The sequence below is a fragment of the Simplicispira metamorpha genome (assembly GCF_004341365.1).
Taxonomy (GTDB): domain Bacteria; phylum Pseudomonadota; class Gammaproteobacteria; order Burkholderiales; family Burkholderiaceae_C; genus Simplicispira; species Simplicispira metamorpha.
Genome location: NZ_SLXH01000004.1, coordinates 38282 through 51235 on the forward strand (window position 1 = coordinate 38282; position 12954 = coordinate 51235).

Sequence of the window (12954 nt, forward strand, 5' to 3'; positions counted from 1 at the left end):
GCCCTCAACGCAGCTTGTGTTGCACAAAAATACAGCAAAAACAGCCGCAAAGGCAATCAATACGGGCGCGAGCAGCTATCAAAAAATGAGTTCTCAAAACACCTCTTCCCAGCGCTGGCATGCCAGTGCCCCGGGCTGCCGGGGCCGGGGGCGTGGGTAGAATCAGCCACCGGGCCCAAGTTTCTTGCAGCCCGGTTTTTTGTGCCTGCGCGATGCAGGCCAAACCGGCCTCCAGACCAAGCGCCCCATCGCCACAGAAATCGTTCTGTGGCGCGCCTTCTCAAAGGAGCTTGGAATCTCATGGAAATCTTCGACTACGACAACATCCTCTTGCTGCCACGCAAATGCCGCGTCGAAAGCCGCGCCGAATGCGATGCCAGCGTGGTGCTGGGCGCGCGCAGCTTTCGCCTGCCGGTGGTGCCCGCGAACATGAAGACGGTGGTGGACGAAAAAATCTGCACCTGGCTGGCGCACAACGGCTATTTCTACGTCATGCACCGCTTTGACTTTGACAACGTGCAGTTTGTGCGGGACATGCAGGCACGCGGCCTGTTCGCCTCCATCTCGCTGGGCGTGAAACAGCCCGACTACGACACTGTGGACCAGCTCGCCGCAGCGGGCCTGGTGCCCGAATACGTCACCATCGACATCGCCCACGGCCACGCCGACAGCGTCAAGGCCATGATCGGCTACCTCAAGAAAAAGCTGCCCGCCAGCTTTGTGATTGCGGGCAACGTGGCCACCCCCGAGGCCGTGATCGACCTGGAAAACTGGGGCGCCGACGCCACCAAGATCGGCATCGGCCCAGGCAAGGTGTGCATCACCAAGCTCAAGACCGGCTTTGGCACGGGCGGCTGGCAGCTGTCGGCGCTGAAGTGGTGCGCGCGCGTGGCCACCAAGCCCATCATTGCCGACGGCGGCATCCGCCACCACGGCGACATCGCCAAGAGCATCCGTTTTGGCGCCACCATGGTGATGATCGGCTCGCTGCTGGCTGGCCACGAAGAATCGCCCGGCCAGACGGTGGAGGTCGATGGCAAGCTCTACAAAGAGTATTACGGCTCGGCCTCTGACTTCAACAAGGGCGAGTACCGCCATGTCGAGGGCAAGCGTATTCTGGAGCCGGTCAAGGGCACCCTGGCCGAAACGCTGGTAGAGATGGAGCAGGACGTGCAAAGCTCCATCAGCTACGCGGGCGGCAAAAAGCTCATGGACATCCGCAAAGTGAACTACGTCATCCTGGGCGGCGAAAACGCCAGCGCCGACCTGATGGCCTGATGGCCCCATCACCGCCCGCCACCACCCTGCATCCTTGCACCTCGCCCGAAAGCTCTCGCGCATGACCACCACCAATACCGACACCGTTGCCACTGAAACTGCGTTCCAGCCGCTGCACATTGCGGTGTTGGGCACCGGCATGATGGGCCTGCCCATGGCACATCGGCTGTGCGCAGCAGGCCACCACGTGCATGTCTGGAACCGCACCCGCGCCAAGGCAGAGCCGCTGGCGGCAGCGGGTGCCACGGTACATGACCACGCGGCCGACGCGGTGCGCCACGCCGACATCGCCATCAGCCTGCTCGAAAGCGGCCCGGTGGTGGCGCAGGTGCTGTTCAGCCAGGGCGCGGCGCAGGCCCTGCGGGCGGGCAACCTGTTCATCGACATGGCCTCGATCCAGCCCCGCGAAACCCGCGCACATGCCGAGCAGCTGCAAGCGCAGGGCGTGGCCTGCCTGGACGCGCCGGTCTCGGGTGGCACCGTGGGCGCCGAGGCAGGCACGTTGGCCATCATGGTAGGTGGCCACGCCACAGACTACGAGCGCGCCCTGCCCGTCTTTGCCGCACTGGGCCGCGCTACGCACGTGGGGCCGCATGGAGCGGGTCAGCTGGCCAAGCTGGCGAACCAGATGATTGTCGGCATCACCATCGGCGCTGTGGCCGAGGCCCTGCTGTTGGCTACCAAAGGCGGTGCCGACATGGCCAAGGTGCGCGAGGCCATCAGCGGCGGTTTTGCCGACAGCCGCATCCTGCAAGTACACGGCCAGCGCATGCTGGAGCGCGACTTTGCCCCGCGCGGACGCGTGGGTGTGCAGCTCAAAGATATGCGCAACGCTTTGGTCACCGCCCAGGAGCTGGGTTTTGACGCCCCGGTGACTGCATTGCTCGAAAGCCTGTACGCCCAGGCCGCTGCGCATGGCCTGGCCGATCTGGACCAGAGTGGCCTGTTCGTCGAGTTGGCGGGGCGCAATGGAATGCAGTGATTTTTGAAAAATTTTTAGCACTCATTAGAATATGGCAAAAAAATTGGTGCATAATTTGAGTCTCTGTTGCAACACAGAAACTTTTTCAAAGTGGGGTTCTTAGCTCAGTTGGTAGAGCAGCGGACTCTTAATCCGTAGGTCGAGTGTTCGAGTCACTCAGGACCCACCACCACTTCAAAGGACTTGGCTTTCAGCCAAGTCCTTTTTTCGTTGCCCCCCCTGAAAAGTCTGCCCCCTACGGCAAAGCACACACCATGAACCCTGACGCCCACCTCTTATGGAAGGCTCCCCGTTGGGCACTGGCCTTTTTGCTGGCCTTGCTGGGCATGCTGGGGCCCTTCTCCATCGACACCTACCTGCCCGCATTTGCCGGCATGGCACAGGCCCTGGGGGCCACGCCAGTGCAAATGCAGCAAACGCTGTCTGCATACCTGTTTGGCTTTGCTTTCATGAACTTGTTCCATGGTGCGCTGGCCGACAGTTTTGGCCGCAGGCCGGTGGTGCTCTGGGGCATCGCCATTTTCACCCTGGCATCAGCGGGCTGTGCGTTGTCCCAGAGCATTGGCCAACTGGTCATGTTTCGCGCACTGCAAGGCCTGTCCACCGGTGCAGGCATCGTCGTATCCCGCGCGGTGATTCGTGACATGTTTCCGCCAGCGCAGGCGCAGAGGGTGATGAGCCAAGTCACGATTTATTTTGGCATTGCCCCGGCCATCGCTCCAATGGTGGGCGGATGGCTGTATGTGCATACTGGCTGGCACAGCATTTTCTGGTTTCTGACGCTGGTGGGCGCAGCGCTGTGGCTGGCCAACTACCGGCTGCTGCCCGAGACACTGCATGTACAGCAACGCCAGCCCTTCAACACCCGACACCTGATGCGGGGCTATTGGCAATTGGGCTCCAGCGCACGTTTTGTGCTACTGGCACTGGCCAGCGGCATCCCTTTCAACGGCATGTTCCTGTACGTGCTGGCGGCACCGGCATTTTTAGGCGACCACCTGGGACTGGATCCAGGGCAGTTTTTCTGGTTTTTTGTGATGACGATCTCGGGGATCATGGGCGGCGCGTGGCTGAGCGGCCGTCTGGCCGGGAAAGTCGCACCCAAACACCAAATACGCCACGGTTTCGTGATCATGCTGACAACATCGGCGCTGAACCTGATCGCCAACGCCTTGTTTCCAGCCCATGTCGCCTGGGCTCTGTTGCCGATTGCGATTTTTTCTTTTGGCTGGGCCTTGATGGTGCCAGTCGTCACACTGCTGGTACTGGACTTGTACCCAGAGCGGCGCGGGATGGCATCCTCCATGCAAGCCTTTATCGGCTCCACTGCCAACGGGTTGGTGGCTGGTGTTGTCGTACCGCTGGTTATGCACTCCACCCTGCTGCTGGCGACAGCGTCGCTGTGCATGCTGGGCATCGGCCTTGTCGCCTGGTTTTATCTGCACCAGCGTTGGCCCGAGATTGGCCGGACCAACACATTGCATTGAGATCCAGAACACCGCTCTGCGGGTTGGGCAACCAACAAACCGGAGCAAGCATAAAAAAACCGGCCACTTGGGCCGGTTTTTCTTACGCCACAGCGCGATTAGCGCGCAGGACGTGCGGGACGTTTGCGTGCATCGTGCGGCACGAAAGGCTTGCCTGCACCAGCGCCTGGCTTGGAGAAAGCGGGCTTGCGGGGTGCGAAGTCGCCACGGGGGGCTGCCTCACCACGGTGGGCAAAGTCACCACGGGCGCCACCTTCGTGGCGAGCACCAAACCCTGGGCGGGCACTGTCGCCAAAACCAGGCTTGCGGCCATAGCCTTCACCATCACGGCGGGGCGCAAAACCACGGTCTTCACGCGGCGCACCACCGAAACCACCACCGCCGTTCGGACGATCATCGCCGGGACGGCCTTGCACACGCTGGCGGTCGTTGAAACCACTGGCGCCACCAAAGTTGCGCTCGCGGTCGCCACCAAAGCCACCGCCAAAACCGCCACGGGCACCAGAGCCACCGCCACCAAATTTGCGGCCACCACGGCCACCACCACCAAAGTCGCCTTGTGGGCGGCTACCAGGCTGCGGGAAACGCTGCACCGGCTCCAGGCCCGGAATCACTTCGGACTTGAACTGCTGATGGGTATGGCCTTCGATATCGAAAATCTTGCGACGGTCGCGGAACTCGGCAAATGTGATGGCCAGACCGTCACGACCAGCACGGCCCGTGCGGCCAATGCGGTGGGTGTAGTCTTCGGCCTTCATGGGCAGGCCATAGTTGAAAACGTGGGTGATGGTGGGCACATCAATGCCGCGCGCGGCCACATCAGTAGCCACCAAAATTTGCACTTGGCCCTGGCGCAGTGCCATCAGGCGGCGGTTGCGCAAGCCTTGGCTCAGGGCACCGTGCAGCGCCACTGCGCTAAAACCTTCTTGCTGTAGATCAGCCGCCAATCCGTCGCACTCAACCTGGGTGCTGGCAAAAACAATGGCTTGGTTAATGGAGGTATCGCGCAACCAGTGATCCAGCATCTTGCGCTTGTGCTGTGCGTTGTCGGCCCAATACAAAACTTGCTTGATGTTGACGTGCTTTTCGTGGGGAGCGTCGTTCTGGATCTTCTTGACCGACGAGCCGTTGTCGTGCATGACGCGCATGGCCAATTGCTGGATGCGCGGCGCAAAGGTGGCACTGAACATCATGGTTTGCTTGCGCTGGCTGGTCAGTTGGTTGACCTCGGCCAGATCATCGGAAAAGCCCAGATCCAACATGCGGTCGGCTTCGTCCACCACCAGAAACTGAACCTTGTCCAGCTTGATCTGCATGGAGCGCTGCAAGTCCAGCAGACGGCCCGGGGTGGCTACCACCAGGTCAGCGTTTTGCAGCTTGGCAATTTGCAATTGGTAAGGCATGCCGCCCACCACGTTGGCCACGCGCAAACCACGGGTGTGCTTGACCAGATCAATGGCGTCGTGGGCCACTTGCTGCGCCAACTCACGCGTTGGGCACAGAATCAGGGCACCGGGGGTGGCTGCCTTGAAGTTGCGCGCGTTGGTGGGGTCTTTGCGCTTGGCACGCTTGGGCGGGGCTTCGCCACGGGCAAGTGCTTCGGCGGCGGCTTGCTCGTACTCGGCGCGGGATGCGGCTTCGGCTTCGGCCATTTGGCCAATCAGCGTGTGCAGCACTGGCAGCAAGAAGGCGGCGGTTTTGCCGCTGCCGGTTTGGCTGGAAACCATCAAGTCGATGTAGCGACCGTTTTCGCCACCAGCACCCATGGCCAAAGGAATGGCCTTCAGCTGTACGGTGGTAGGTTGGGTGTAGCCCAGATCGGCCACGGCTTGCACCAGCTCAGGGGCCAGGCCCAGTTCGATAAAGCCATTGGGCTCGGCGGTGACGGCCTCGGTGGATTCGACGGTGTCGATCACGGAAATATCAGCAGCAAAAGATTCAGCAGGCGCGAAGTCGCCCTGCACTTGGAAAGTGTCGGTCATATTTTTCTCACACGAAAACGGTCGCAGGCGCAGCCTGCGATGGCTTCGTCAATGGTTAAAAAACATCAACCATCAAACGAAACCTGCACGGGCATGGGGCCGGTGCGGCTGGGTATTTGTTGCAATAACAGGGCGGTTGCCGTGGCAAGCCCTGAAATATTGCAGACCCGGTGTGTGAAGGGAGATGCGCAAACTGCATGGCGTATGCAATGCAGCACGAGATTATGACACTAATGCGGGTTTTCCCGCAAGACCCTACACTGCAAGCAGCCGTGCGCGGTAATGCGCCAGTTCGTCAATCGACTCGTACACATCCGCCAGCGCCGTGTGCTTTTGTGCTTTCTTGAAGCTGGAATAGGCCTCGGGTTTCCAGCGCTTGGCCAGCTCCTTGAGGGTGCTGACATCCACGTTGCGGTAATGCAAAAACGCCTCCAGCCTGGGCATGTAGCGGGCGAGGAAACGGCGATCCTGGCCAATGCTGTTGCCGCACAGCGGCACCTTGCCCTTGGGCACATACTTTTTCAAAAACTGGAGCAGCTCTTCTTCGGCTTGCGCTTCTGTGGTGGTGGAAGCCTTCACTTTGTCGATCAGGCCGCTGCGCCCGTGCGTGCCTTTGTTCCAGGCATCCATCTTGCCCAGCAGCTCGTCGGACTGGTGGATGACCAACACTGGCCCCTCCACGCGCGGCTCCAGCTGCGGGCCCGTGATTACCACGGCAATTTCAATGATGCGCTCTGTCTCCGGGTTCAAACCGGTCATTTCACAATCCAGCCAGACCAGGTTCTGGTCGGATTTGGCAAGCAACACGGGGGGGATTGGGGGGATTTCTGGCATGGGCGGCATTGTCGCTGATGCCCTACACTCGCCCGACATGCCTGCTCCTACGCCCGATTTTTTCTCGCCCTCGCTGCTCCTGACCCTTGTTTTTGTCGCCACGCTGGTGCTTGGTCTGGTGCTCAAATTCTGGCTGGCCACGCGCCAGATACGGCATGTGGCGCAGCACCGCCAGCAGGTGCCTGCCCGCTTTGCCCCCCACATTGCACTGACTGCACACCAGAAAGCGGCCGACTACACCATCGCCAAAAACCGCTTTGGCCTGCTGGAGATGGCGCTGGGCGCTGCCGTCTTGCTGGGCTGGACGGTTCTTGGCGGGCTGGACTGGCTCAACCAGCTGCTGCTGGAGGCCATCGGCCCCGGCATGCCCCAGCAAGTGGCGCTGCTGGCCAGCTTTGCGCTGATCAGCGGCCTCATTGATCTGCCCAGCACGCTGTACCAAACCTTTGTGCTGGAGCAGCGCTTTGGGTTCAACCAGACCACGCCGCGCCTGTGGCTGGCTGATCTGCTCAAGTCCACCCTGCTCTCGGCCCTGATCGGCCTGCCACTGGTCGCGCTGATTTTGTGGCTCATGGGCAGTGCGGGCACGCTGTGGTGGCTGTGGGCCTGGGGCCTGTGGATGGGCTTCAATGTGCTGCTGATGGTGATTTACCCCACCTTCATTGCACCGCTGTTCAACCAGTTCAAGCCACTGGAAGACGCCGCGCTCAAAGCGCGCGTCACGGCGCTGATGCAGCGCTGCGGTTTTGCCGCCAAGGGCCTGTTTGTGATGGATGGCAGTCGGCGCAGCGCCCACGCCAATGCCTATTTCACCGGCTTTGGTGCCGCCAAACGGGTGGTTTTTTACGACACCCTGCTGAACCAGCTCACCCCCGGCGAGGTGGAAGCCGTGCTGGCCCACGAGCTGGGGCATTTTCACCACCGCCACATCCTCAAGCGCATGGTCGGCCTGTTCGCCCTGAGCCTGGCCGGTTTTGCCCTGCTGGGCTGGCTGTCCACGCAGGCCTGGTTTTATACCGGCCTGGGTGTACGCCCCAGCCTGACGCTGTTGCTGCCCGATGCCCCCGGCGGGCCCAACGATGCGCTGGCGCTGCTGCTGTTCTTGCTGGCCGTTCCGGTGTTCACCGTGTTTTTGACACCGCTGTTCACGCAGCTCTCCCGCCGCGACGAATTCCAGGCCGACGCCTACGCCATGGCCCAGACGCACAGCGCCGATCTGGCCACGGCCTTGCTCAAGCTCTACCAGGACAACGCCTCCACACTCACCCCCGACCCGGTGTATGTGAAGTTTTATTATTCCCATCCACCGGCCAGCGAACGGCTGGAACGCATCCCTTTTTCCGCCACTACACCATGATAATTTTTAAGCAAAAAGACTGGTCAAGCCAGACCCGGCGTGCGCTGACAGCTACAGAAATAGAAGCAAATCTGGCCCTGCTCAAAGGCTGGACACTGGACACCCACAGCGTACCAGCGACCCTCGAAAAGACCTACCGCTTCGCCAATTACTACGAAACCATCGCCTTCGTGAATGCGCTGGCTTTGGTGGCCCACATACAAGACCACCACCCTGACCTGTCGGTGCATTACGACCGCTGCGTGGTGCGCCTGAATACGCACGACGTGGGCGGCATCTCTGCCACCGACTTTGATTGCGCAGCCCGCTTTGACGCACTGCTGACCTGAAATGACAGAGCGCAGCACGCCCACAGAGGGCCTGGTGGTGGCCAGCCACGGACGCCACTGTGTGGTCGAAACCCCCGACGGCCAGCGTCGCATCTGCCACCCGCGTGGTAAAAAAAGCCAGGCGGTCGTGGGCGACCGCGTGCTGTGGCAGGCGGCCCCCGCAGGCCAAGGCCACGAGGGCACGATCGAAAAAGTGCTGGAGCGGCGCAATCTGTTCTACCGCCAGGACGAGATCCGCACCAAGTCGTTTGCGGCCAACCTGGATCAGGTGTTGATCCTGATTGCCGCAGAGCCGGTGTTTTCCGAAAGCCAGCTGGCGCGCGCGCTGATTGCTGCCGAAGCGGCCCACATCCGGCCCCTGATCGCCCTGAACAAAACCGATCTGGTGGAGCCGTTTGCCCGTGCCTGGGAGCGCCTGCTGCCCTACCGGCACATCCGGGATGCAGACGGTAGCCCCCACTATGGCGTGTTGCCGCTGTCGCTGACCGCCTCGGGCGATGCCGATCGCCACTTGCTGCTGGAGCATTTGCAGGGCAAAACCACCCTGGTGCTGGGCCCTTCAGGCTCGGGCAAAAGCACGTTGATCAACCTGCTGGTGCCGGGCGCCACCGTGCTGACAGGCGAAATATCGCAGGCGCTGAACTCGGGCAAGCACACCACCACCAGCACCGCGCTGTACTGGGTGGATGCAGAACGCACCACGGCACTGATCGATTCGCCGGGGTTTCAGGAGTTTGGTCTGCAACATATCGCTCCCATGCAGCTGGCCGGCTGCATGCCCGACATTGCTGCCCACGCCACGCAGTGCAAGTTCTATAACTGCACCCATCTGCATGAACCGGGCTGCGGCGTTCTGGATGCAGTCAAAAACACCCCTGAGGCCCACGGAATCAGCGCTAACCGCTATAAAATATATAGCGATTTATTTGCCGAACTGGGCCACACCCGCTACTGACGCAGCCAACGCCACCGCCCTACCCCAGCAAGCGGGCCAGCGTCAGCAGCGCCAGCAGCAGCAACCACACCACCACCGAGCGCCACACCAGGCCGACCACGCTGCGCAGGTGCCCCACCTCGGGCTCACGGCCCGGGGTGCTGCCGCCATCGCCGCTCTCGGCATCGTCCTCAAAGCCCTGGGAAGCCAGCCACTCCACCCGCGCCCTGAGCGCCTCGCCGCCCAGGCGCACGTTGATGGCCCCGGCTGTAGCAGCCAGCACCACACCATCGTTGTCGTTGGGAAAACGCTGGGCATGAAAACGCCAGCCCTCAATCGCTTCTTCAAAGCTGCCCACGACGGCAAAGCACAAGGCCGTAAGGCGCGCAGGCAGCCAGTCCACCGCCGTCCATGCCGTCGCAGAAGCCCTCTGCAAAGCGACACTGGCCGTTTGCGTGGCAATGCCACGCTGGCGCTTGCAGTAGCGCGCCATGAACTCGGCCATGCGGTAGAGCACCGCCCCCATGGGCCCCATGCCAAACGCAGCCAGCACTGAAAACCAGGCCAGTACGCCAAAAACATGGCGATGTGCAGCCAGCACCGAGTACTCGATCACATGGCGCACGATCTCGCTGCGCGGCAGATCACCCGCATCCACTTGCTGCCAGCGCGCCAGCAGCTCACGGGCACGGTCTTCGTCGCCCTCTTCCAAGGCATCGCGCAGGCCGGTGAAATGGTGGCTGAACTGGCGAAACCCCAGCGTGAGGTACAGCACGGCCACGTTCCACAGCACGGCAAAAGGCCAACCCAGGCCCCACAGCAGCAGCCAGTGCACTGCCAACGCCAGCAGCGCTGGCAGCACCACGGCCAGGCCCCAGGCCACCCAGGCGTGGTGCGGCTTGCCCGCATCGAAATTGCGGCTCACCGACAGCGACCACGCGCGCAAACCCGCATGCACCGGATTGCTGCGTGCCAACGGGCGCGCCTGCTCGATCAGCAAGGCAAACAGGATGGCAAAGAAACTCATGGAGACGAATGATACCGACCCCCTACACCCCACCGCCTGGGCGCCGGCTACGTGTGCGCCCTGGACGGGATCAGGCGCGCAAAAAGCGGTAAAAGTTGCGCAGCATGCCCGCCGTGGCGCCCCAGATGTAATGGTTCTTGGGGCCGCTTTGGTAGGGCATGGAAAACCACTCGCGCCGCACCCCTTGCCATTCAAAAACATGGCGCTGGTGGTGTGCCGGGTTAAGCAAAAAGGCCAGCGGCACCTCAAAAATATCGGCTACTTCGTGCGGATTGGGACGCAGCACGCAATGCGGCTGCACCAGCGCTACCACCGGCGAAATGATGAACGACGAGCCTGTCACGTAGGTAGGCAGCGAGCCCAGTACCTCGACAAAATGCGGCTCCAGACCGACCTCTTCATAGGCCTCGCGCAAGGCGGTGTCGGCGGGGCTGGCATCTTCGGGGTCAGCGCGCCCCCCCGGAAAGGCCACTTGCCCGGAATGGGTGGACAAGTGCGCAGTGCGTTCGGTGAGCAGTACGGTGGGCTGCTCGCGCAGCACGATGGGCACCAGCACCGCAGCATGTGCCGGTGATCGGCTGGAAAAGCTCTTCTCCTGCACCACCTCGGGCTCCCAGGCGGGCGGCGCAGCAAAGCGCTGGCGCAGGGCCTGCGGCGTGGTCTGCGACGGTGCCACGCGGGGCAAATGCCTGTCCACCCCCACCACGGGAACATGGCGCGGGTCAAAATCGGGCAACGAGGACAGCGATGCCAATGAAGAAGGGGCTGGCGCAGAAGTCACGGCGATGCTCTGAAAAAAAGAAAAAGCCGCTACAGGCAAATGCTGTAGCGGCTGGGGCGCTCAAGGCAGTGGCGCTTTATGCGGCCACGGCAGCGGCAGCGGCCGCCTTGTTGACGCGCTGTGGCAGCTTTTCCTTGATACGTGCCGACTTGCCGCTGCGGTCACGCAGGTAGTACAGCTTGGCACGGCGCACATCACCACGGCGCTTGACTTCGATCTTGGCGATCAGGGGGCTGTAGGTCTGGAACGTGCGCTCCACGCCTTCGCCGTTGGAAATCTTGCGCACGGTGAAGCCGCTGTTGATGCCGCGGTTGCGCTTGGCAATCACCACGCCTTCGTAAGCCTGCACGCGCTTGCGCGTGCCTTCCACCACGTTCACGCTCACGATGACCGTGTCGCCAGGGCCAAATTCGGGAACAGTTTTGTTGAGGCGGGCGATTTCTTCCGCTTCCAGGGTCTGGATCAGGTTCATTTTTGCATCCACCGATCATGTCCGCGCCATCATTGGCATTGTCGGGATTGACGTTTGGGCCTTGTGCAAAACAAGGCGGCCGGCCAGAGGATCGAAAAGCCCGCGATTATAGCTTTTCAGGCAAGGCGGGCCAGCGCAGCCTCATCCAAGGGCGCCAGATGCCCGGCTGCGCGCGCGGCGGCAATCAGGTCGGGGCGGTGCTTGGCCGTGGTAGCCAGGCGCTGGTCACGCCGCCAGCGCTCAATGTGGGCGTGGTGGCCCGACAGCAGCTCGGGCGGCACGGTGCGGCCATTCCATTCTTCCGGGCGGGTGTAGTGCGGACAATCCAGCAGACCATCGAGCGCTGGGTTGAAGCTATCGAGCTGGTGGCTGCCTTCGTCATTCAGAACGCCGGGCTGTAGCCGAGCCACCGCGTCCAGCAGCGCCAGCGCGGCAATTTCGCCGCCGGAGAGCACAAAATCGCCCAGACTGAGCTGCACGTCCACGTGCGCATCGATGAAACGCTGGTCAATGCCCTCATAGCGCCCGCACAGCAGCACTGCGCCTGCACTGGCAGCCCAGTGCGCCACCACACCGTGCTGGATGGGAGTGCCGATGGGCGAAAAAAGCACCAGTGGTGCCTGCGTATCGGGGGATTCGGCGCGGTCGGCGCGAATGGCGGCCAGGCAACGCTCCAGGGGCGGCGCCATCATCACCATGCCGGGGCCACCGCCAAAGGGGCGATCGTCCACGCGGCGGTAGTTGCCCTCGGCGTAGTCGCGCGGGTTCCACAAGCGCACATCCACCAGCCCCTGCGCGTAGGCACGGCGGGTCACGCCGCTGGCCAGAAACGGCGCAAACAGCTCCGGAAACAGGGTAATGACGTCAAAGCGCATGGTGCAGCGGGGAAAGGAACAGCAACGATCAGTAGTCGGGCTGCCAGTCCACGGTGATGCGCCGCTCGGGCAGCTCCACCTTGTCCACGAAAGCCGAAACGAAGGGAATCATGCGCTCTACGGGTTTTCCGTCTTGCTCGTGTGCCAGCACCAGCACAGTTTGCGGGCCAGTGGACATCAGGTCACGCACCTGGCCCAGCGCCACACCTTCGCGGTTGACCACCTCCAGACCGATCAGATCGACCCAGTAATACTCATCGGCCTCGGCTTTCGGAAAGTCAGCGCGCGGCACAAAAATGCGCGCGCCGCGCAGCGCTTCGGCCGCATTGCGATCGTCAATGCCCTGCGCCCAGGCAACGATGGTGTCGGAGTGCGGGCGCACCTGGCGAATCTCCAGCAACGCGGTGCCGCTAAAGGTACGGGCACCTTTTTCGCTCGGCTGCACATACCAGCGCTTGGCAGCAAACAAAGCTTCGGGGGCGGCGTTGTGCGACAGCACCTTGAACCAGCCTTTGACACCCCAGGCATCGGCAATGCGACCGACTTCAATCGCATCTGCGGGCAGCTGGGCAGGCTCCAGGTTCAGTTCAGTGGACATGGTGGGAAAAATAAAGAC

General features: G+C 62.1%; 13 protein-coding genes and 1 tRNA gene. 7 read left to right on the top strand and 7 right to left on the bottom strand.

What is annotated here, in order from left to right:
• The first annotated feature begins 300 nt into the window (after nt 1-300).
• The 4 genes from EV674_RS03130 to EV674_RS03145 all read left to right on the top strand — a co-directional run bounded on the left by EV674_RS03130 (nt 301) and on the right by EV674_RS03145 (nt 3747).
• Nucleotides 301-1278: a GMP reductase gene (locus EV674_RS03130; protein ID WP_119011938.1), complete on the top strand. Its 978-nt coding sequence runs from the start codon at nt 301-303 to the stop codon at nt 1276-1278.
• 61 nt (nt 1279-1339) lie between these two features.
• Nucleotides 1340-2260, top strand: coding sequence for an NAD(P)-dependent oxidoreductase (locus tag EV674_RS03135; protein ID WP_119011939.1), 921 nt, complete (start codon nt 1340-1342; stop codon nt 2258-2260).
• Between the two features lie 93 nt (nt 2261-2353).
• Nucleotides 2354-2429: transfer RNA gene (locus EV674_RS03140), tRNA-Lys, on the top strand.
• 85 nt (nt 2430-2514) lie between these two features.
• Entirely contained in the window at nt 2515-3747 is a 1233-nt protein-coding gene (locus EV674_RS03145; protein WP_119011940.1) for a multidrug effflux MFS transporter, read from the top strand.
• Between the two features lie 98 nt (nt 3748-3845).
• Here EV674_RS03145 and EV674_RS03150 read toward each other — a convergent pair whose 3' ends face one another.
• Together EV674_RS03150 and orn are read right to left on the bottom strand one after the other, a co-directional pair.
• On the bottom strand, nt 3846-5729 hold the full coding sequence (locus EV674_RS03150; protein WP_119011941.1) for a DEAD/DEAH box helicase: 1884 nt from the start codon (nt 5727-5729) through the stop codon (nt 3846-3848).
• Between the two features lie 255 nt (nt 5730-5984).
• Entirely contained in the window at nt 5985-6563 is a 579-nt protein-coding gene (gene orn / locus EV674_RS03155; RefSeq protein ID WP_119011942.1) for an oligoribonuclease, read from the bottom strand.
• Between the two features lie 37 nt (nt 6564-6600).
• Between orn and EV674_RS03160 the strand changes: the two genes are divergently transcribed.
• The 3 genes from EV674_RS03160 to rsgA are packed head-to-tail and all read left to right on the top strand — an operon-like array spanning nt 6601 to nt 9204.
• The gene (locus EV674_RS03160) at nt 6601-7920 is read left to right on the top strand and encodes a M48 family metallopeptidase (RefSeq protein ID WP_241524857.1); all 1320 of its coding nucleotides are present in this window, start codon (nt 6601-6603) and stop codon (nt 7918-7920) included.
• Nucleotides 7917-8249, top strand: a complete 333-nt coding sequence (locus EV674_RS03165; protein ID WP_119011944.1) for a 4a-hydroxytetrahydrobiopterin dehydratase — start codon at nt 7917-7919, stop codon at nt 8247-8249. The genes EV674_RS03160 and EV674_RS03165 overlap by 4 nt, the downstream gene beginning before the upstream one ends.
• Before the next feature lies 1 nt (nt 8250).
• Nucleotides 8251-9204 carry a ribosome small subunit-dependent GTPase A gene (rsgA, locus tag EV674_RS03170; protein WP_119011945.1) on the top strand — a complete coding sequence of 318 codons (954 nt, stop codon included), beginning with the start codon at nt 8251-8253 and terminating at the stop codon, nt 9202-9204.
• A gap of 19 nt (nt 9205-9223) precedes the next feature.
• Here the strand turns inward: rsgA and EV674_RS03175 are convergent, their stop codons facing one another.
• The 5 genes from EV674_RS03175 to rimM all read right to left on the bottom strand — a co-directional run bounded on the left by EV674_RS03175 (nt 9224) and on the right by rimM (nt 12936).
• Nucleotides 9224-10210 carry a CobD/CbiB family protein gene (locus EV674_RS03175; protein ID WP_119011946.1) on the bottom strand — a complete coding sequence of 329 codons (987 nt, stop codon included), beginning with the start codon at nt 10208-10210 and terminating at the stop codon, nt 9224-9226.
• Nucleotides 10211-10280: 70 nt separating this feature from the next.
• Nucleotides 10281-10991, bottom strand: a complete 711-nt coding sequence (locus EV674_RS03180) for a CoA pyrophosphatase (protein ID WP_374761657.1) — start codon at nt 10989-10991, stop codon at nt 10281-10283.
• A 76-nt stretch (nt 10992-11067) separates the two neighbouring features.
• Nucleotides 11068-11463 (bottom strand): 50S ribosomal protein L19, encoded by a 396-nt coding sequence (gene rplS / locus EV674_RS03185; RefSeq protein ID WP_119011948.1) that lies wholly within the window; start codon nt 11461-11463, stop codon nt 11068-11070.
• 116 nt (nt 11464-11579) lie between these two features.
• A complete protein-coding gene (gene trmD / locus EV674_RS03190) occupies nt 11580-12338 on the bottom strand; it encodes a tRNA (guanosine(37)-N1)-methyltransferase TrmD (RefSeq protein WP_119011949.1) in 759 nt (252 codons plus the stop codon).
• A 28-nt stretch (nt 12339-12366) separates the two neighbouring features.
• Entirely contained in the window at nt 12367-12936 is a 570-nt protein-coding gene (gene rimM / locus EV674_RS03195; RefSeq protein ID WP_119012045.1) for a ribosome maturation factor RimM, read from the bottom strand.
• Nucleotides 12937-12954: the final 18 nt, after the last annotated feature.